The sequence below is a fragment of the Streptomyces sp. WM4235 genome (assembly GCF_001279725.1).
GTDB lineage: Bacteria > Actinomycetota > Actinomycetes > Streptomycetales > Streptomycetaceae > Streptomyces.
In genome coordinates, this window is the sequence record NZ_LGDE01000404.1 from 1 (window position 1) to 18,894 (window position 18,894).

The window sequence follows — 18,894 nt, forward strand, 5'->3', positions numbered from 1 at the left end:
ACGCCGGGTTGGTGCACGTGCCGCCCGGAGGCGTCGTCGGGGGAGTCGTCGGCGGGGGGGTGGGGGGAGTGGTCGGCGGGGTGGTGGGCGGCGTGGTGGGCGGGGTCGTGGTGCCCGGCTCCACCACCGTGGTGCCGCGCGCCAGGTCGCCGGCGAGGGCGTAGGTCGTGCCGGAGATGTTCACCGTCCAGTTGGAGGGCGTGGAGACCGGCAGGTAGTAGTTGAACGCCAGGTCGACCGAGGCGCCCGGGGCCAGCGTCTGCCAGGCCGGGAGCTTCAGCGAGACCCGGTGGAAGTCGCCCTTCAGACCACCGACGTTGCTGCCGGTGTGGTCGCTGCTGATCACCTTCGTGCCGAACCCGGACTGGTCCGAGGCGTTGTTCGGAGCCGAGGTCGCGTAGTCGAACTGGAACTCGGTGCCGCCCGGCAGCGTGGTCCGGGTGTTGTTGGTGATCTTGATCTTCGGGGTGATCGGGTAGTTGGAGTCGCCGAGCTTGAACTCGGTGAACTCCGTCGCCACGTCCACGGCCTTCTTCGGCAGCGCGGTGTTGGACTTGCTCGCGCCGTACGGGGAGGCCGCCTTGAACTTGTCGTACATCAGCGAGGTGAGCGTGTCGCCCATCTCGTACTGGCCCTTCGCGGCGTTCCAGGCGTAGTCGCCGGCCATCTCCCAGACCATGGTGCCGCCGATGCCGCGGTCCACGACGTAGTCGGCCTTGGCCGCCACCGACTGCTCGTCCTCGGTGGAGAGGAAGACCTTCTTCTGCGCGTTCCACAGCCACGGCGCGACCAGCTTGGCGTCGTACTTGCGGACGTAGGTGCCGGTCAGGGTGGTGTTCGCGGGGAAGCCGTACCTGGTGACGTAGTCGCCGACGATCCCCTTCTCCAGGTTCTTGGCGTGCCACATCGGGTTGGAACCGGCGGGGGACTCGACCCCGTTGGTGTCCTTGTCGTGCCACAGGTTGTCGATGCCGACCGCGCCGTCACCGCACTTGGTCAGACCGGCGCCGGCCGGGCAGGTCGTCGCGGACGCCTTGCCCCACAGGCCGTCGGTGCCGCCCTGCACGTTCTTGTGGCCGCGGGTGTAGTACGGCAGGCCGATGTTGATGCGGCCCGCCGGCATGGAGCCGCGGAAGTAGTGGTAGGCCCAGTCGGTGTTGAGGTACCCGACGCCCCCGTACTGGGAGCTTCCGTAGACGTTGGCGGCCGCCAGCTCGGCGTCCTTGCCGTCGTCGAAGAGCGAGGCGTTGGGGCCGACGTACTCGTTCCAGGCGCCGTGCAGGTCGTAGGACATGATGTTGACGTAGTCCAGGTACTTCTGCATCTGGAACGTCTCCATGCCCCGCAGCAGGTAGCCGGAGGAGGGGGCGGCGACGGTGAGCAGGTAGTGCCTGCCGTCGGTGGCGCCCGCGCGGTCGAGCTTCTCGCGCAGCGACTTCATGAGGGCCGCGTAGCCCTTGACCAGCCCGGCCCGGCGGGCGTTGGAGAGCTGCCAGTCCAGCGGGTTGCCCGCGTCCTTCATGGTGGTCGGGTACTCGTAGTCGATGTCGACGCCGTTGAACCCGTACTTGCGGATGAACTCGACGGAGGAGTTCGCGAAGGTGTCGATGCCGGCCTGGTTGACCGAGCCGTCGGCGTTGGTGGCCATCGAGTAGAAGCCGCCGGAGGCGACCCGGTTGCCGTCGTCGCCGAAGTAGCCGCCGGTCTCGGCCCAACCGCCCACCGAGATCAGGGTCTTCACGTTCGGGTACTGCTTCTTGAACTTCGTCAGCTGGTTGAAGTGGCCCTTGTAGGGGAGGGCCGGATCCATCTCGGCGCCCGCGACACCCGGCCAGGTCATCCCGGTGGCCGCGTTGTTCGCGTTGTCCGCGCCCACGGAGATCTTGTTGTCCCCGCCGACGTGGGCGAAGGCGTAGTTCAGGTGGGTGACCTTCGACCACGGGATGTTGTTGGCGAGGTAGGCGGGGGTGCCGTCCTTGCCGGTGCGCCATCCGGTGAAGTAGCCGATGACGCGGCGCTGGTGGTCCGCGCCCATCTTCTCGCGGCCCTCGGAGTCGTAGACCGAGCAGTACGGGACGTCGACGCCGGCCGTCTTGTACAGCCCGTCGGGGCGACATGTTTCGTTGTCGGCGGCGTGTGAGACGCCGGCCGAGAGCCCGCCGACCAGCAGTCCGGCGATTGCGGCGCCGGATGCCAGGAGCATCGCTCTCGTACGTGTGGGGGACGGCATGGTGCCTCCTGGGGAGGGGAGGATGGCAGGACACGACGTGCATCAACATGCGGAAGGGTGACGCTGGTTGGCCCGCGACGTGCGCACATCCGACGGGCCGGCTCCCTGGGAAGATGAAGGGAACGTTAAGAGGACTAGACCAACCCGTCAATAGGTCTGGACCAACGCTCGGTGGGAAGTGCGCGCCCCGCGCCGGCCGCGCGCGGCCGGCGCGACAGCGACGCTCAAGAATGGCCGGTTTGTGATCCAGGCCACACGCGCTCACCCGCATGGCCGCCGATCACCCGTGGCACACTGGCCTGAGTACCAGTAGCAGCGCACTCCGGGGTCGGTGTAATTCCGAACCGGCGGTTATAGTCCGCGACCCGTCCGCAGCCAGCGGCCGGTTGACCAGGTGAAATTCCTGGACCGACGGTTAAAGTCCGGATGGGAGGCAGTGCGCGGCGGGCGAGTCACCGGTACGCCGCCGTCGGCGGTCCATCGGCGTATCCAGCGGATGCGTCTCGAAGGGACCGTTCATCCGGCCTCGGCGTCCCCGCGTGTGCCACCCGCTTCATCTGTCGTATCCCGACAGGCCCCGGAGTCCGTGCCCGATTGAGGCAGGAGACCCGGTGGCGCCCCACGTCGATCCACACCACGACGACGCATCCGCAGGTGATGCGCACGCCGTACGTGACGAAACCGCCATGCGCCGAGCCATCGAGCTCGCGGCCCGCGGACTCGGCTCCACCAGCCCCAACCCCGTCGTCGGCTGCGTCGTCACGGACGCCACCGGCTCCGTCGTCGGCGAAGGCTGGCACGAACGCGCCGGCGGCCCGCACGCCGAGGTCCACGCCCTGCGCGCGGCCGGAGCCGCGGCCCGCGGCGGCACCGCCTACGTCACCCTCGAACCCTGCAACCACACCGGCCGCACCGGCCCCTGCGCGCAGGCCCTCGTCGACGCCGGCGTCACCCGCGTCCTCTACGCCGTCCCCGACCCGACCCCGCAGGCCGGCGGCGGCTCCGCCACCCTGCGCGAGGCCGGGATCACCGCCGAGGCCGGCCTCCTCGCCGACGAGGCCGAGGACGGCAACGCCGCCTGGCTGACCTCCGTACGCCTGGGCCGGCCCCACGTCCTGTGGAAGTACGCCGCCACCCTCGACGGCCGCGTCGCCGCCGCCGACGGCACCAGCCGCTGGATCAGCTCCGCCGAGTCCCGCGCCGACGTCCACCGGCTGCGCGCCGAGGTCGACGCCGTCGTCGTCGGCGCCGGCACCCTGCGCGCCGACGACCCGCACCTCGCCGTGCGCGGACCCGCGGCGCGGGCCCTCGCGGGCCGGCCGCTGCGGGTCGTCCTGGACACCCACGCCCGCATCCGGCCCGGCGCCCGCGTCCTGGACGACGCCGCGCCGACCCTCCTCGCCGTCGGCGAGGACGCCGACACCCGGCACCTGCCCGGAGTCGACGTCGTCCGCCTCCCCGGCGACGCGCACGGACTCTCCGTCGAGTCCCTGCTCGCGGAGCTGTACCGGCGCGGAACCCGCTCCGTACTCCTCGAAGGCGGCCCGACCCTGGCCGGCGCCTTCGTCGCCGCGGGCGCCGTGGACAAGGTCGTCGGCTACCTCGCCCCCGTCCTGCTCGGAGCGGGCCCGAACGCCCTCGCCGACGCCGGCGTCGCCACCCTCACCGACGCGCTCCGTCTCCGCATCACCGACACGACCCGCATCGGCACCGACATCCGCGTCACCGCAGTCCCCGAAGCCGTCCCCACCGCCCCCAAGGAGCACTGAGTGTTCACCGGAATCGTCGAAGAACTGGGCGAGGTCACCGCCGTCGAGCAGCTCGCGGAAGCCTCCCGCTTCCGCCTGCGCGGCCCCCTCGTCACCGACGGCGCCAAGCACGGCGACTCGATCGCCGTCAACGGCGTCTGCCTGACCGTGGTGGAGACCGGCGACGGCGAGTTCACCGCCGACGTCATGCAGGAGACCCTGAACCGCTCCAGCCTCGGCGCCCTCACCCAGGGGTCCCGGGTCAACCTGGAGCGTCCGATGGAACTCGGCGGGCGCCTCGGCGGCCACCTGGTCCAGGGCCACGTGGACGGCACCGGCACGATCCTTTCCCGCACCCCCTCCGAGCACTGGGAGATCGTCAAGGTCGGCCTTCCCGCCGGCCTCGCGCGGTACGTCGTCGAGAAGGGCTCCATCACGGTGGACGGCGTCAGCCTCACCGTGGTCGAGGCCGCCGCCGACTGGTTCACCATCAGTCTCATCCCGACCACCCTCGCCCTGACCACCCTCGGCCTCAAGCGGAGCGGCGACCCGGTCAACCTGGAGGTGGACGTCCTCGCGAAGTACGTGGAACGCCTGCTCGCCGCCGGAGTGAACCCCCTGCACGCCCAGGAGGAGTCGAAGTGAGCGCCCTGACCTGGCTCAACACCGAGGCCTTCGAGGTCGTCGGCCAGAAGGTCATCTGGTCCGACATGATCGGCAACCTGATGGGCCTGGCCGCCCTCGCGCTCGGCTGGCGCCGCTCCATATGGACCTGGCCCGCCCAGCTCCTCTCCGGCCTGATCCTCATCGCCGCCTACGCCTCCGCCCACCTCGCCGGCGGCGTCGGCAAGCAGCTCCTCGTCATCGGCGTGGCCGTCTGGGGCTGGCGGGCCTGGCAGAAGGGCCGACAGCAGGCCCAGGACGGCTCCATCGCCGTCCGCACCGCGAGCTGGAAGGAGCGCGGACTGCTCCTGGCCGGCGCGGCCCTCGGCACCCTCGCGGTCGGCGGCCTCTTCACGCTGTTCCCGCACCTGTCGTGGAGCCCGTGGGCGGACGCCTACATCTTCGTCGGCACCATCGTGGCCATGGTCGCCCAGGCCCGCGGCCTGGTGGAGTTCTGGTTCGCCTGGCTCCTCGTCGACCTCGTCGGCGTGCCGCTCGCCTTCAACAACGGCCTGGCCTTCTCCGGTCTCGTCTACGTCCTCTACTTCGCGCTCGTCCTGTGGGGCGCGTACGACTGGTACCAGCGCTCGCGCGCCACCCCCGCCCCGGCCCTCGAAGGAGCAACGGCATGACCACCCTCAAGCCCGTGCCGGACATGCCCGCCGCAGCCGAGGAGACCTTCCTCCTCGACCCGGTCGAGCAGGCCATCCGCGACATCGCCGCGGGCCGCCCGATCGTCGTCGTCGACGACGAGGACCGCGAGAACGAGGGGGACCTCGTCCTCGCGGCCGAGAAGGCCACCCCCGAGATCATCGCGTTCATGATGAGCGAGTGCCGCGGCCTGATCTGCGCCCCCATGGAAGGCCCCGAGCTCGACCGGCTCGAACTTCCCCAGATGGTCCGGGACAACACCGAGTCCATGCAGACGGCCTTCACCGTCTCCGTCGACGCGAGCGCCGCCCACGGCGTCAGCACCGGGATCTCGGCCGCCGACCGCGCCACCACGCTGCGCCTGCTGGCCGCGGGCTCCTCCGAGCCCTCGGACTTCGTCCGCCCCGGCCACGTCTTCCCGCTGCGCGCCAAGCCCGGCGGCGTCCTGGTCCGCAACGGCCACACCGAGGCCGCCGTGGACCTCGCCCGCCTCGCGGGCCTGCGCCCGGTCGGCGCCATCGTGGAGATCGCCGGCGAGGACGGCGTCATGCTGCGCCTGCCCGAACTGATCCCCTTCGCCCGCAAGCACGGGCTGACGATCATCTCGATCGAGGACCTGATCGCCTACCGCCGCTCGGCCGAGCCGACCGTGCGCCGCGAGGCCGAGGTCAGCCTGCCGACCGCCTTCGGCGAGTTCACCGCGTACGGCTACCGCTCCACCGTCGACGGCGTCGAGCACATCGCCCTCGTCCGCGGCGAGGTCGGAGACGGCAAGGACATCCTGGTCCGCATGCACTCCGAGTGCCTGACCGGGGACATCTTCCAGTCCCAGCGCTGCGACTGCGGCCCCCAGCTGCACGCCTCCATGGCCCGCATCCAGGCCGAGGGCCGCGGCGTCGTCGTCTACCTGCGCGGCCACGAGGGCCGCGGCATCGGCCTCCTGTCCAAGCTGCGCGCCTACGAGCTCCAGGAACGCGGACGCGACACCCTCGACGCCAACCTCGAACTCGGCCTGCCCGCCGACGCCCGCGACTACGGAGCCGGCGCCCGCATCCTCGCCGACCTGGGCGTGCACGGCGTCCGGCTGCTGACGAACAACCCCGACAAGGCCGCGGCCCTGGTCCGCCACGGCATCACGGTCGACAGCCGGGAGCCGATGCCCGTCGAGGCCGGCGAGCACAACCTGCGGTACCTGCGCACCAAGCGGGACCGGATGGGCCACGACCTGCCCTGGCTGGACGAGGCCGTGTCCACCTCCGCCTGCGGCAACCAGTAACACGTACGAGCCAACCCGACACCACCCCGAGCACCACCCGATCGACACCCGAGGAGCAGAGCTGTGAGCGGCAAGGGCGCACCCGAACTGAGCGTGAAGAACTGCGGAGACCTGCGAGTCGCCGTGATCGCGGCCCAGTGGCACGAGAAGGTCATGGACGGTCTGGTCGACGGCGCCCTGCGCGCCCTGCACGAGCTGGGCATCGACGAGCCCACCCTCCTGCGGGTCCCGGGCAGCTTCGAACTCCCGGTCGTGGCGAAGGTACTCGCCGGTCGCGGTTACGATGCCATCGTCGCCCTCGGCGTGGTCATCCGCGGCGGCACCCCGCACTTCGACTACGTCTGCCAGGGCGTCACCCAGGGCCTGGTACAGGTGTCGATCGACACCGGAGTCCCCGTCGGCTTCGGCGTACTGACCTGCGACAACGACGAGCAGGCGCTGGACCGCGCCGGGCTTGAGGGGTCGAATGAGGACAAGGGGCACGAAGCGGTCACCGCCGCCGTCTCCACCGCCATGACCCTGCGGACCGTCAGCGAACCCTGGCGCTGAGTGGCGGCGGGGGACCCCTTATTCTGAGGACCATCATGGCGAACACATCCCCCAAGAGCTTCGAAGAGCTCTTCACCGAGCTCCAGCTCAAGGCCGCCAACGGCGACCCCGGCACGTCCCGCACCGCCGAGCTCGTCTCGCAGGGCGTGCATGCCATCGGCAAGAAGGTCGTCGAGGAGGCCGCCGAGGTCTGGATGGCCGCCGAGTACGAGGGCAAGGAAGCCGCCGCCGAGGAGATCTCCCAGCTGCTCTACCACGTCCAGGTGATGATGGTGGCGCGCGGGATCACCCTCGACGACGTCTACGCGCACCTCTAGACCGGCAGACCCTCCCGCGGGCCCCCGCCCGCCACCAGCCCCCACCTTTCGCAACCCACGCATCAAAGGAAGCCCCATGCTGCGCATCGCCGTCCCCAACAAGGGTGCACTCTCCGGACCTGCGTCGGCGATGCTCCATGAGGCCGGCTACCGGATGCGCAAGGAGTCCAAGGAGCTCGTGGTCGTCGACCCCGAGAACGAGGTGGAGTTCTTCTACCTCCGCCCCAAGGACATCGCGATCTACGTGTCCTCCGGGAAGCTCGACATCGGCATCACCGGCCGCGACCTGCTGCTCGACTCCGGCGCCAGCGCCGAGGAGATCCTGCCGCTGAACTTCGGCCGGTCCACCTTCCGCTACGCCACGATCCCCGGCACCGCGAAGGGCCCCGAGGACTTCACCGGGATGACCATCGCGACCTCGTACGAGGGAATCGTCGCCAAGCACCTCGCCGACCAGGGCATCGACGCCTCCGTCGTGCACCTCGACGGCGCGGTCGAGACCGCCATCCAGCTCGGCGTCGCCCAGATCATCGCGGACGTCGTCGAGACCGGAACCAGCCTGCGCAACGCCGGCCTGGAGGTCATCGGCGAGCCGATCATGACCTCCGAGGCGGTCGTCATCCGCGGCAACACCGCCGACGCCGAGGACCCGCGCACCCAGCAGTTCCTGCGCCGCCTCCAGGGCGTCCTGGTGGCCCGCAGCTACGTGATGATGGACTACGACTGCCGCGCCGAGCACCTGGAGCGCGCGGTCGCCCTCACCCCGGGCCTGGAGTCGCCGACCGTCTCCCCGCTGCACAACGAGGGCTGGGTCGCCGTCCGCGCCATGGTCCCCGCCAAGGAGGCCCAGCGGATCATGGACGACCTGTACGAGCTCGGCGCGCGCGCGATCCTCACCACCTCGATCCACGCCTGCCGCCTCTGACACGTCCCGTCCGGCGGATCCGCCGTCACCGCGGATCCGCCAGTCCACCGGCCCAGCCGACTCACCACCTTCCGAGCAGAACCGAGCGCACACCATGGCCGAGCCCGCCGCCCCGCCCGCACCGCCCGCCCTGCCGGTCACCTTCCGGCCGACCCGCACCCGGGTCGTGCTGCTGAGCGTCGGGCTCGCCATGTTCGTGACCATCTCGGCCATCGCCCTGATCCTCGACACCCTCCATCCGGGCGAACGGATCAGCTTCATCTTCGTGGCGATCCTGCTCAGCTCCGTCCTGGTCCTGCTCAGCCGCCCCAAGGTGGTCGCGGACGAGGCCGGCGTCACCGTCGTCAACCTCACGACCACCCGCCGGCTGGAGTGGGCGCAGATCCTGCGCGTCAACCTCCGCCCCGGCGACCCGTGGGTGTTCCTCGACCTGAACGACGGCACCAGCCTGCCCGCGCTCGGCATCCAACCCGGCGTCGCCAAGGCCCGGGCGATCGGCGACGCCCGAGCCCTGCGCGCCCTGGCCGAGAGCCGCGGAACGGGCGGACACGACCACTGACCCCACCGAGGATCGTCGCTGCGTCCCATTGCGGCGGCGATCCCAGTGACTACCCTGGTGGCGGGGCGCAGCCGTGCGCCCTCCCACCGGCCCCGGGACCCCGTGGCCCGTGGGCAACTGCGACTCGAGGAGTGACTCCCTCCAGCAATGGACGGATCGTCCGGTAGTACCCGCGCCGCCCTCCCGATGGAGGCGGCGGCATGACCATCCCGCTACTCCTGCTCGTGGCGGCTTTCGTCCTGATCCTCGCCAACGGTTTCTTCGTGGCAGCCGAATTCGGCCTCGTCACGGTGGAGCGACCCGAGGCCGAACGCGCCGCGGCCGACGGCGACCGCCGTGCCCGCACGGTGGTCGAGGCCCTGAAGGAACTCTCCTTCCAGCTCTCCGGCACCCAGCTCGGCATCACCATCACCTCCCTCGTCGTCGGCATGCTCGCCGAACCGGCCCTCGCGGCCCTGCTGTCCGGGCCGCTCGCCGCGACCGGCCTGCCCGGGGGAGCCGTCTCCGGCGTCGCCGTCGTCATCGGCATGCTGCTCGCCTCCGCCGTCCAGATGGTCGTCGGCGAGCTCGTACCGAAGAACTGGGCGGTCTCCCGGCCGCTCCAGGTGGCCCGGTTCGTGGCCGGTCCCCAACAGGTCTTCTCCCGCGCCTTCCGACCGGTCATCGCGGCCCTCAACGCCGTCGCCAACCGGCTCGTCCGGGCGCTCGGGGTGGAACCCACCGACGAGATGGCCTCCGCCCGCACCCCCGGCGAACTGGTCTCCCTGGTCCGCCACTCGGCCCAGGCCGGCGCCCTCGAACAGGACACCGCCGACCTCTTCGTACGAACCCTCTCGCTGGGCGAGCTCACGGCCCAGCACGTCATGACCCCCCGGGTGAAGGTCAGCGCCCTCCAGCACACGGCCACCGCGGCCGACGTGCTCAACCTGACCCGGGCCACCGGCCTGTCCCGCTTCCCGGTCTACCGCGAACGCATCGACGAGATCACCGGCGTCGTCCACCTCAAGGACGCCCTCGCCGTGCCCGAGTCCGAGCGCTCCCGCACCACCGTGGGCCGGATCTGCGTCGCCCCGCTGCTGGTCCCCGGCTCCCTGCCGGTCCAGCCCCTGCTGGAGCGGCTGCGCAGCGAACAACCGATGGCCGTGGTCGTCGACGAGTACGGCGGCACCGCCGGAGTCGTCACCCTGGAGGACATCGTGGAGGAACTCGTCGGAGAGGTCCGCGACGAGCACGACCTCGCGGAGGACGGCACGCCCGAACTGGCCGCCGTACCCGCCGAGGACGGCCGCCCCTCCTGGGAGGCCGACGGCAGCTGCCGCGTGCACACCTTGCGCCGCATAGGCCTGGAGGTGCCCGAGGGCCCCTACGAGACCGTCGCCGGACTGGTCGCCGATCTGCTCGGCCGGATCCCCGCCCCCGGTGACCGGGCCGAGCTCCCCGGTTGGAAGCTGTCCGTCCGCCAGGTCCGCCGCTACCGCGCCGACCGCGTCAGGCTGGTCCGCACGGCCCCCGTCCCCGCCCCGGCCGAGCCCCAGGCGGTGGGTCGGTGAACGCGCTCCAGCTCGTCTTCGCCCTGCTCCTGGTCCTGGCCAACGGCTTCTTCGTCGGCGCCGAGTTCGCTCTCGTCTCCGTACGCCGCAGCCAGATCGAACCCCTCGCGGCCGGGTCCAAGCGGGCCCGCCAGGTCCTCCACGGCCTGGAGAACCTGCCGCGCATGATGGCGGCGGCCCAGTTCGGCATCACCATGTGCTCGCTCACCCTCGGCGCCGTCGCCGAACCGACCGTGGCCCGGCTGCTGGAGCCCGTCTTCCACGCCGCGCACGTGCCGGAAGGCCTGATCCACCCCCTCGGCTACGCCGTCGCGCTCGCCGCCGTGGTCTTCCTGCACCTGGTCATCGGCGAGATGGTCCCCAAGAACCTCGCCATGGCCGCCCCCGAGAAGACCGCCCTGTGGTTCAGCCCCGGCCTGGTGGCCTTCGCCCGGGTCTGCGGCCCGGTCACGACCGCCCTCGGCGCCTGCGCCACGCTCGTCCTGCGGCTCTTCAAGGTCGAGCCGAAGGACGAGGTCGAGGCCGTCTACACCAGCGCCCAGCTCGGCCGCCTCCTCAAGGACTCCCGGCAGGCCGGGTTCCTGGAGCCGGTGCAGCACGAACGGCTGGAGGACGCCCTCGAACTGGGCAGCCGCCCGGTCACCGACGTGCTGCTGGCCCACGACCGGCTCGTTTCGGTCAGTCCGGCGGTCACCCCGCGCCAGATCGAACAGCTGACGGTGCGCACCGGTTACTCCCGCTTCCCCGTCCAGTCCGACAGCGGTGCCTTCATGGGCTACCTGCACGTCAAGGACGTACTGGACCTGGAGGACCGGGAACGGGCCGTGCCCCAGCGGGTCTGGCGCCGAATGACCACCGTGTGCTCCACCCTCCCGTTGGACGACGCCCTCACCGTCATGCGCCGGGACGCCACCCACCTGGCCCAGGTCGCGGACCCGGCCGGCCGGGTGCTGGGCCTGGTCGCGATGGAGGACGTACTGGAGATGCTGGTCGGAGAGGTACGCGATCCCGCGCACCGCACCGCCCCGCCGGCCCGCCGGGCGCCCGTCTCGGAGGAGGCCATGGCGGGCTGAACCCGCCGGCCCGCCCCGGAGCCCCCGTCGCCTACAGCGGCGGGGGCTCCGTGCGGTCCTGGGGGCCGCGGCCCGAGAGGACCTCCCCGTAGGCCTGCATCAGATCGGCCAACCGCAGCGTGGCCAGGTCCTCCCGGGAGGGATCCGCGGCGAACCCCGCCAACCGCAGGTCCCGGTACGCGCAGCTCTTCTCGTACAGGGTCCGCAGGAAGCGGCCGTTGCCCAGCTCGTCGATCCAGCCCTGCTCGACGACGTGCCCGCTGATGCTGCGCAGCTCGTCCAGGGCCTCCTCGTCCCAGCAGTCCCCGTTCGCGTCCGCGAGCACCCCGCCGATGGCGGTCAGCTCCGGCGGCCGGTAACTCGGGAAGTCCACCCGGGTGGTGAACCGCGACGAGAGCCCCGGGTTCGTGGCCAGCAACCGGTCCATCCCGGCCGGATAGCCCGCCAGGATCACCACCAGGTGGTCGCGATTGTCCTCGGCCCGCTTCAGCAGGACCTGGAGGGCCTCGTCCCCGTACGCGTCACCCTTGCTGTAGCCCGAGTTGGACAGGCTGTAGGCCTCGTCGACGAACAGCACCCCGCCGATCGCGGAGTCGATCAGTTCGTTCGCCTTCACGGCCGTCTGACCCAGGAACTCACCCACCAGATCGGCTCGTTGGGCCTCCACCAGATGGTCGCCACCCAGCAGGCCGAGCGCGTAGAACACCCGGCCCAGGATGCGCGCGACCGTGGTCTTGCCCGTGCCCGAGGGCCCCGAGAAGACGAAGTGCCGCTTCGGCGGCTGTACCGGCAGCCCCTGGCTCGCCCGCAGACCGGCCATGTGCAGCTGTGCCGACAAGGCCTTCACCTGCCGCTTGACGGGCTCCAGACCCACCATGCGCTCCAACTCCGCGAGCGCCTCGGCCAACGCCTGCGGATCGGCGGGCCCGGCCGGCAGCCCCGCCGCCCGGGGCGGAACCACCACCTTGCGGCGCACTCCCTCCAGCCGGTTCGGGCCGGGAGGCCCGCCGCCCGGCCCGAACCGCTGGTCCGGCGGCTCCAGGACCACCGGCGGGTCCGGCTCGATCTGCCCGTCCGCCGCGATGTCCTGCACCGGGCCCGAGCCGCCGCCCAGCGCCACCGCCGCGAAATCCCCGCCGGACGGGGAGAGGCCGTGCCCGGCGAAGCCCTCGCCGGAGTGCCCGTACCCCGCGTACCCGTCGGCCCCGTCGACGAAGTCGGCGTCCTCGATCGCCGTCAGCCGCGCCACCGTGTCCATGAACGCCGGATCCACCCGGTGCACGGCGCGGTACAGCGGCAACGCCGCAGCGCTGCGCCCCGTGCCCTCGTGCGCCCGCGCCAGCCAGTACCGCAGCTCCTTGCGCTGGGGCTGCTCGCTGCGGCACCGCATCAGCGCCGCCGACAGCATCGGCTCGGCCTGCCCGTACATCTCCAGCCGGACCCGGGCCATCCCGCCGAACAGACCCGCCTCGATGCCCAGCAGCGGATCGTCGACCAGCGGCTCGGTGTGCCGGACCAACTGGTCCCAGTCCTTCACCAGATACGCCCGGCAGGCGTGCAGGAACCGCACCTGGGCATCGGTGTCCACCGGCGGCAGGGCCGCCAACGCCTGGTCCAACTCGGGCACGTGACGGCCGTCCAGCCAGTGCGAGGCATGGGCCAACAGCAGGTCCCGGCGGCTCTCCAACACCGGCTGTACCCACCAGCCCAGCCAGTACCAGGAGTTCAGCATGCGCCGGTGACGGGCCCGCTGCTCGCCGAACCGGTCCCGATGGGCGTACATGCGCAATAACGCGTTGGTGGTGTCCACCCGGAGCGCGTGGAGACCCAGCCAGGCGTCGGCCATCGCGGGATCGAGCCGTACGGCCGCCCGGAACTCCTCCTCGGCCTGCGGATAGGCACCCATCGTGCAGGCGTCCACTCCGCGCAGCCAGGCGAGTTCGGCCGGGGCGTGCGCGCTGCCCGGCGTGCCGAAGTCCATCACATCCCCCACAAGCCTGCCCCCGTGGTACGCGGCAACCCCCGCGTCAGTCCCGCGAGTTGCCTACCGCGCCAGATGAAATCAGGGCTGCATCGTACCTGCGGTCACGCACCTTACCCAGGGTGCGGGGGGTGTGCGTCGGGGGCGCGTTTCCGGCTCCTGTCGTGACACAGGGTGAAGGTCCGGGTGCGGTGGGCCCCGCAGAGGGCGGAACGAAGCCCCCGGTCACGGGGGAACAACCGGGGGCTTGACGTCCGCCGCGGTCCTCGCGGACCGGGCATTCAGAACGTAAGGCCGCCGCGGGCGCCAGGTCAAGCCGGTCGGAGAGGGCCGGTGCGGACGGATTTCCGGACCCGCTCAGGCGCGGGGGAGCCCGTCACCTTCCGTGACGGAAGAGGTGGTTCCCGCTGTCGCACCGGCCCCGGAAGTCCACTCGTATCCCGTACCGCTCTGGCGTACCAGGGTGTCGGCGAAGGGGCGCGAAGGGTCGTCCGCGAAGTGCGCGAGCTCCGCGCGCTCCCATCCGTCCCAGAAGTCGGAGAGTTCGCGCCCGTCCCGGTTTCGCCCGCGCCCCCAGGACTTCGCGCGCGGTGTCTCCATCCACAGCAGTCCCGCCAGCCACGGACGGAGCGTCCGCCGCCCGGCCCCGACCCCCTCGACGAGCAGCACCGGGGCCGGCTCCAGCTCCCGCGCGGGGCCGAACCGGCGCTCCACCCAGTCGTACGGCGTCCAGAGCGCGGGCCGGCCGGTGCGGAGCGGCTCCAGCACCTGGGCACCGAGTCGCCCGTCCCACGCGAACAGTTCCTCGTGGGTGGCCACGTCGTCCAGGTGCATCACCGGCGCCCCGCCCAGGGCCTCGGCGAGCCGTTCCGCGAAGGTGCTCTTCCCGGAGCCGGCGTGCCCGTCGATGCCGATCAGCCGTACCGGACCGAGCGAGGGGGACAGGGAGGCCAGCTCCCGCGCGAGCCGCCCCAGGCAACCGCCCGCCCGGGCGGGCCCGAGGGGTTCGACGGCGGCCGACCGGGGGTCGGGTGACGGGTGTGACGGGTGCGGTTCCACCCGGCCAGCCTAGGCCGTGGCGGCGGGGGAGTCCGCCCCGCGGGACCGGCCGAGTGGCAGGGCCGACACGGGGCCCGTGGCTTCGCCGCCCGGCGGCCGGGAACTGGAAGGGTGGACCAGCCGAGCCACCGCACCGACCCATGGGGGCCACCACCGATGACCGCACCCACCCCACGCAGGGCCCTGCTCGCCGTCGCCCTCGCGGCCGCCGCCGCGGCCACCGTTCCCGGCGGGGCGGCCTCGGCCGCCGGCGCGTCGCGGAGCGGAGCGAAGACCCCCTCTGCCCCGGGCGCCGACGCGTCCGCCGAGGCCGCCACGGGCCGGAGGGTCGACAACCGCTTCTGGTACTCCCACGCGCACTGGTCGGCCGGCACCCACCAGGGCACCACGGCGGTCGGCGGCGCCCGACCCGGACTGGAGATGAGGACCCCGGCCGGCCGGACCGAGTACACCGACCCGCACACCGCGCGGAAGGCCACCTGGGAGTACGCCTCCTGGACCTCGCCGGTGCACCGCTCGACCGTTCCCGCCACCGAGGCCATCGCGTCCTGGAACGCCCGCACCCCGGCCGGCACCTGGATCCGGATCGAGCTGCGCGGCACGTACACCGACGGCACCGCCACCCCGTGGTACGTCATGGGCCGTTGGGCCTCCGGCGACGGCGACATCCGGCGCACCTCGGTCGACGGCCAGAGCGACGGGCGCAGCACGGTGTGGACCGACACGCTGGCCCTCGACGGACCCGCCAAGGCCGCCGGCCTGCGCCTGCGCGACTGGCAACTGCGCCTGACCCTCCACCGCAAGCCCGGAGCCGAGCACGGGCCGACGGTCTGGCTGGCCGGGGCGATGGTCTCCGACGTCCCGGACCGTTTCACCGTCCCCGCCTCCACCCCGTCGGGCTCGGCCCACGAACTGAAGGTCCCGAGGTACTCGCAGGAGGTCCACATCGGCCGGTACCCCGAGTACGACAACGGCGGCGAGGCCTGGTGCAGCCCCACCTCCTCCCAGATGATCATCGAGTTCTGGGGGCGCAGGGCAACTCCGGCGGCCCTGGGCTGGGTCCGCAAGGGGTACTCCGACCCGCAGGTCTGCCACGCCGCCCGCTCCACGTACGACGCGGCGTACAAGGGCTGCGGCAACTGGCCCTTCAACGCCGCCTACGCCGCCACGTACCCGGACATGGCCGGGGTCGTCACCCGGCTGACGTCCCTCGCCGACCTGGAGGTCCTGGTCCGCGCCGGGATCCCCGCCATCACCTCGCAGTCATTCCGTGCCGAGGAACTGACCGGCGCCGGCTACGGCACGGCGGGCCACCTGATGACCGTCATCGGCTTCACGGCCGCCGGTGACGTGATCGCCAACGACCCGAACTCGGCGGACAACCCCTCCGTCCGCCGCGTCTACCGGCGCAAGGAGTGGGAGACCATCTGGCTCCGCACCAAGCGCCGCAACGCCGCGGGCAAGGCGGTCTCGGGCACCGGCGGCATCTGTTACCTGTACGTCCCCGCCCGCCCGTCGGCGGCCGCGATCCGGGCACTGCGGACGGTGGGGGTGCTCTGACGGGGTCGGCGGGCCGCTCGTCGGACGTGCGCACCGCTTGTGGGAAGGGTGCACCGCTTGTGGGACGCGCGCACCGCTTGTGGGAAGTACGAAAAAGTCCGCGCCCGTTTCCGTTGACCCGAATGGGTTGTAAGTGGAACATAAAGGGCACACAACGTGTGTAGGCACAGGGCAGATTCAGCTTCAACAGGAGGCGGCCCGCCATGACCACCCACCCGAACATCGAACAACACCCCGACCTCGCCGAGATGCGCACGCGCTTCGAGCAGGTCACCAGTACGCCCCGCGCGCAGGCGGTCGAGGCGATGGCCCTGATCACCGGTCTCTACATCGCGGCATCGCCGTGGATCGCCGGGTTCAGCGGCTTCGGCTCGCTGGCGGTCAACAACCTGATCGCCGGACTGGCGTACTGCCTGTGCATGGGCGGCCTGGGGTCCGCCTACGAGCGCACGCACGCGATGGCGTGGACCGCCGTCGTCATCGCGGCCTGGACGATCGTCGCCCCGTGGGTCATCGCGGGAGACGTCTCCACGACCCGCACCGTGCTGAGCAACGTCATCGCCGGCGCCGTCGCCCTGCTGCTGGCACTGGCCATGGCGGGCATGGCCGGTCGGGACCGCCGCGCCGGCTGACCGCACCGCACCGCACCGCCCCGTCACGCCCGCCGGACCCCGGCGGGCGTGACGTGTGCCACCCGTGACGCTCGTCTCTCGTCCCTACCGCGAGAGCCGCGAATGCTGCCACATTGGACGGCATGACCACACATGCCGCAGCCCCGACCGACCGCGCCCGCAGCCTCGCCCGCACCGGTGGTCCCAAGGACGGCTCCGGCCTGCTGGAGCACGTGCTCGGCTGGACCCTGGTGGTCGTCATCGCCATGTTCGTCACCCAGGTCGGCTGGCTCTAGCGGGCCTCGGCGGCGCGCGGAACGGCGCCGCCCGACGGATCACGAGGCGTCCAGCCGCAGCCCGTCGGTGACGATCACGTCCGAGGTGACCAGCGCCTGTTCGGCGCTCACCCGCGTCATGAAGGCGAACGGCGGGATCACCGGGGGAGCGGGCAACCCCTCCGGGCTGAACGCGACGCACAGCAGCCCCTCGATACAGCCGCTGAACCGGGTCAGGTACAAGGTGACGTCGCCCGCGGGGTCAGGGACCGGGCCGCCGGACCGTACTCCTCCCCGCCGTCCCGGGTGCGCAGCCGGTAGTCGTACAACGAGGCCGCCGCCATCCTCAGCACCAGCACCTTGCGCGGTCCGTCGATCCGTCGCCCCCTCCCCGTCCGCGGACTCCTCTGGCTCCTCCTTCGTCTCCGGCAGCGGGGTCCAGCCGAAGGCCGGCGCGCTGCCCGCGATGCCGAGCAGCATCCCCACCAGGAACCCGCCCAGGTTCGTCGCCACGAACGACAGCACCGAGAGCAGCAGCGCGGGATCGACACATAGGCCCTGGCCTGCGGCAGGAACCACAGGAACAGCCCGGCCACCACCAGCGCCGCCCCGATCCCGATCGCCGCGATCCCGCCGAGCCCCAGGCCGACCAGCACGGTCAGCGGGGAGAGCGGGACCATCAGCAACTCGATCCCACCCGACACCAGCAGCAGTCCGCCCCCGAACGGCCGGGTCCGCCGCCAGACGCGCAGCCGTCGCCGGGGCCCGGGCAGGGGGAGCCGCGGCGCCCACCGCCCCGTGCCCGGATCCGCGGGTCGGCGCGCCCCTGGAAGCGCTGCCTGCCGTTCAGGCCGACGCTCAGCCTCATGCCCTTGAGGCGAGCGCGCCCTGTGCCATGGCGATGCCCATCGCCCCGACCGCGATCACCGCGGGCAGCGCGACCGCCGCCGTCCTCTTCCACTCGACCCGGCCCTCGCGGCCGCTGTTCGTGCTCATGGAGGTGCCTCCCGTACGTCGTCCGTGCGCAGGGAAGTGCATGAGACAGGTCTGCCATACTGCGGGCATCCTGTGGGAGTTCGAGGCTAGGGCCGAATTTGAATAATAGTCAACAGCGCGGCGCGACCGGCCGTTCGCAGGTCCGTTGGGCCGAACTCATGGCGATCGGGCGCAAGTTGTTCGCTGACACCTCGTACGACGCGCTTTCCATGGACGACATCGCCCAACACGCCGGTGTCGCCAAGGGGTTGATTTACTACTACTTCAAGAGCAAGCGCGGCTACTACCTCGCCATCGTCGAGGAGTCCGTCGCCGAACTCGTCGCCCGCGCGGCCGCGGAGACCGAACTCGCCGGCCCGGAACGCGCCCGCCGCACCATCGACGGCTACCTGTACTACGCCGAACACCACCGGGCCGCCTACCGCACCATCGTCACCGGCGGCGTCGGCTCCGACGCCGAGGTGCTCGCCATCCGCGACGCGGTCCGCGAGGAACTCGTCGCCACCATCGCCGAGGCCGCGTACGGCCGCCGCACGGTGTCCCCGCTCGCCCGGCTCGCGCTCGTGGGCTGGCTCTCCGGGGTCGAGGGGATCGCCCTGGAGTGGATCGGCGCCCTCGGCGCCGAGGGGCAGCCCGGCCGGGCCGAGGTCGCGGCGCTGCTCGTGCGGCAGCTGCGCGCGACCCTCACGGTGATCGAGGAGTTCGCCCCCGACCACCCCGCCCCACCCGCGCGCGAGGTCCCGGAGAATCTCGATGATCATGCACCGGTGACGGGAAGCCCCTGATCGGGCATACTCAAGCCGCCGCAGCCACTGAACAGGCCCTTCCGCGATCCGGGAGGGCAGTATCGGCTGTGAGAACACCGAGATCC

Annotated in this window: 19 protein-coding genes, 1 pseudogene and 1 riboswitch; of the genes and pseudogenes, 14 read left to right on the forward strand and 6 right to left on the reverse strand. The window is 71.8% G+C overall.

The genetic code is table 11. The annotated features are described in order from the left end of the window. The coding region (locus tag ADK55_RS23630; RefSeq protein WP_053681833.1) for a chitinase C-terminal domain-containing protein at positions 1-2,230 on the reverse strand (2,230 nt) is incomplete at its 3' end. Positions 2,231-2,543: 313 nt separating this feature from the next. Continuing rightward, positions 2,544-2,674, forward strand: a riboswitch (FMN riboswitch). Positions 2,675-2,916: 242 nt separating this feature from the next. On the opposite strand from ADK55_RS23630, the gene ribD reads away from it, so the two are divergent. The 10 genes from ribD (at position 2,917) to ADK55_RS23680 (ending at position 11,541) form a co-directional block, all read left to right on the forward strand. Then, complete coding sequence (gene ribD / locus ADK55_RS23635) at positions 2,917-3,999, forward strand: bifunctional diaminohydroxyphosphoribosylaminopyrimidine deaminase/5-amino-6-(5-phosphoribosylamino)uracil reductase RibD (protein ID WP_053681795.1); 1,083 nt, start codon at positions 2,917-2,919, stop codon at positions 3,997-3,999. Then, a complete protein-coding gene (locus ADK55_RS23640; protein WP_053681796.1) occupies positions 4,000-4,623 on the forward strand; it encodes a riboflavin synthase in 624 nt (207 codons plus the stop codon). Beyond that, positions 4,620-5,273, forward strand: coding sequence for a nicotinamide mononucleotide transporter family protein (locus ADK55_RS23645; RefSeq protein WP_053681797.1), 654 nt, complete (start codon positions 4,620-4,622; stop codon positions 5,271-5,273). The genes ADK55_RS23640 and ADK55_RS23645 overlap by 4 nt, the downstream gene beginning before the upstream one ends. Further along, complete coding sequence (locus ADK55_RS23650; protein ID WP_107089287.1) at positions 5,270-6,568, forward strand: bifunctional 3,4-dihydroxy-2-butanone-4-phosphate synthase/GTP cyclohydrolase II; 1,299 nt, start codon at positions 5,270-5,272, stop codon at positions 6,566-6,568. The genes ADK55_RS23645 and ADK55_RS23650 overlap by 4 nt, the downstream gene beginning before the upstream one ends. A 63-nt stretch (positions 6,569-6,631) precedes the next feature. Continuing rightward, a complete protein-coding gene (ribH, locus tag ADK55_RS23655; protein WP_007262951.1) occupies positions 6,632-7,117 on the forward strand; it encodes a 6,7-dimethyl-8-ribityllumazine synthase in 486 nt (161 codons plus the stop codon). Between the two features lie 35 nt (positions 7,118-7,152). Next, positions 7,153-7,434, forward strand: a complete 282-nt coding sequence (locus ADK55_RS23660) for a phosphoribosyl-ATP diphosphatase (protein ID WP_053681798.1) — start codon at positions 7,153-7,155, stop codon at positions 7,432-7,434. Positions 7,435-7,510: 76 nt separating this feature from the next. After that, positions 7,511-8,359 (forward strand): ATP phosphoribosyltransferase, encoded by an 849-nt coding sequence (gene hisG, locus ADK55_RS23665; RefSeq protein WP_053681799.1) that lies wholly within the window; start codon positions 7,511-7,513, stop codon positions 8,357-8,359. A 94-nt stretch (positions 8,360-8,453) separates the two neighbouring features. Then, positions 8,454-8,918, forward strand: a complete 465-nt coding sequence (locus ADK55_RS23670) for a PH domain-containing protein (RefSeq protein ID WP_053681800.1) — start codon at positions 8,454-8,456, stop codon at positions 8,916-8,918. A 200-nt stretch (positions 8,919-9,118) separates the two neighbouring features. After that, positions 9,119-10,468 (forward strand): hemolysin family protein, encoded by a 1,350-nt coding sequence (locus ADK55_RS23675; RefSeq protein ID WP_053681801.1) that lies wholly within the window; start codon positions 9,119-9,121, stop codon positions 10,466-10,468. Beyond that, positions 10,465-11,541, forward strand: a complete 1,077-nt coding sequence (locus ADK55_RS23680) for a hemolysin family protein (protein WP_053681802.1) — start codon at positions 10,465-10,467, stop codon at positions 11,539-11,541. Before ADK55_RS23675 ends, ADK55_RS23680 begins: the two co-directional genes overlap by 4 nt. 31 nt (positions 11,542-11,572) lie before the next feature. Here ADK55_RS23680 and ADK55_RS23685 read toward each other — a convergent pair whose 3' ends face one another. Together ADK55_RS23685 and ADK55_RS23690 are read right to left on the reverse strand one after the other, a co-directional pair. Then, a complete protein-coding gene (locus ADK55_RS23685) occupies positions 11,573-13,522 on the reverse strand; it encodes an AAA family ATPase (protein WP_053681803.1) in 1,950 nt (649 codons plus the stop codon). A gap of 357 nt (positions 13,523-13,879) precedes the next feature. Continuing rightward, entirely contained in the window at positions 13,880-14,497 is a 618-nt protein-coding gene (locus tag ADK55_RS23690; protein ID WP_053681835.1) for a uridine kinase family protein, read from the reverse strand. A 240-nt stretch (positions 14,498-14,737) separates the two neighbouring features. On the opposite strand from ADK55_RS23690, the gene ADK55_RS23695 reads away from it, so the two are divergent. From ADK55_RS23695 to ADK55_RS37915, 3 genes are all read left to right on the forward strand, one after another. Beyond that, the gene (locus tag ADK55_RS23695) at positions 14,738-16,141 is read left to right on the forward strand and encodes a peptidase C39 family protein (RefSeq protein ID WP_053681804.1); all 1,404 of its coding nucleotides are present in this window, start codon (positions 14,738-14,740) and stop codon (positions 16,139-16,141) included. Between the two features lie 203 nt (positions 16,142-16,344). After that, positions 16,345-16,773, forward strand: a complete 429-nt coding sequence (locus ADK55_RS23700; protein WP_053681805.1) for an SPW repeat protein — start codon at positions 16,345-16,347, stop codon at positions 16,771-16,773. A 122-nt stretch (positions 16,774-16,895) separates the two neighbouring features. Continuing rightward, positions 16,896-17,048 (forward strand): SCO1431 family membrane protein, encoded by a 153-nt coding sequence (locus tag ADK55_RS37915; protein WP_107089288.1) that lies wholly within the window; start codon positions 16,896-16,898, stop codon positions 17,046-17,048. Positions 17,049-17,087: 39 nt separating this feature from the next. Here ADK55_RS37915 and ADK55_RS23705 read toward each other — a convergent pair whose 3' ends face one another. The 3 genes and pseudogenes from ADK55_RS23705 to ADK55_RS40535 form a co-directional block, all read right to left on the reverse strand. Next, a complete protein-coding gene (locus tag ADK55_RS23705; protein WP_267887363.1) occupies positions 17,088-17,606 on the reverse strand; it encodes a DUF6114 domain-containing protein in 519 nt (172 codons plus the stop codon). Positions 17,607-17,629: 23 nt separating this feature from the next. After that, positions 17,630-17,731 (reverse strand): annotated as a pseudogene (locus ADK55_RS40530) (hypothetical protein); the annotation flags it as partial. A 160-nt stretch (positions 17,732-17,891) separates the two neighbouring features. Continuing rightward, positions 17,892-18,023 carry a hypothetical protein gene (locus ADK55_RS40535; protein ID WP_267887362.1) on the reverse strand — a complete coding sequence of 44 codons (132 nt, stop codon included), beginning with the start codon at positions 18,021-18,023 and terminating at the stop codon, positions 17,892-17,894. A gap of 98 nt (positions 18,024-18,121) precedes the next feature. Between ADK55_RS40535 and ADK55_RS23710 the strand changes: the two genes are divergently transcribed. Beyond that, complete coding sequence (locus ADK55_RS23710) at positions 18,122-18,808, forward strand: TetR/AcrR family transcriptional regulator (RefSeq protein ID WP_053681806.1); 687 nt, start codon at positions 18,122-18,124, stop codon at positions 18,806-18,808. Positions 18,809-18,894 lie beyond the last annotated feature (86 nt).

Bases quoted from the DNA above. Each gene is read 5' to 3' on its own strand.
- ribD (WP_053681795.1), top strand. From the start codon at position 2,917: ATGCGCCGAGCCATCGAGCTCGCGGCCCGCGGACTCGGCTCCACCAGC.
- ADK55_RS23650 (WP_107089287.1), top strand. From the start codon at position 5,270: ATGACCACCCTCAAGCCCGTGCCGGACATGCCCGCCGCAGCCGAGGAG.
- ADK55_RS23660 (WP_053681798.1), top strand. From the start codon at position 7,153: ATGGCGAACACATCCCCCAAGAGCTTCGAAGAGCTCTTCACCGAGCTC.
- hisG (WP_053681799.1), top strand. From the start codon at position 7,511: ATGCTGCGCATCGCCGTCCCCAACAAGGGTGCACTCTCCGGACCTGCG.
- ADK55_RS23670 (WP_053681800.1), top strand. From the start codon at position 8,454: ATGGCCGAGCCCGCCGCCCCGCCCGCACCGCCCGCCCTGCCGGTCACC.
- ADK55_RS23675 (WP_053681801.1), top strand. From the start codon at position 9,119: ATGACCATCCCGCTACTCCTGCTCGTGGCGGCTTTCGTCCTGATCCTC.
- ADK55_RS23685 (WP_053681803.1), bottom strand. From the start codon at position 13,522: ATGGACTTCGGCACGCCGGGCAGCGCGCACGCCCCGGCCGAACTCGCC.
- ADK55_RS23695 (WP_053681804.1), top strand. From the start codon at position 14,738: ATGACCGCACCCACCCCACGCAGGGCCCTGCTCGCCGTCGCCCTCGCG.
- ADK55_RS23700 (WP_053681805.1), top strand. From the start codon at position 16,345: ATGACCACCCACCCGAACATCGAACAACACCCCGACCTCGCCGAGATG.
- ADK55_RS37915 (WP_107089288.1), top strand. From the start codon at position 16,896: ATGACCACACATGCCGCAGCCCCGACCGACCGCGCCCGCAGCCTCGCC.
- ADK55_RS40535 (WP_267887362.1), bottom strand. From the start codon at position 18,023: ATGAGCACGAACAGCGGCCGCGAGGGCCGGGTCGAGTGGAAGAGGACG.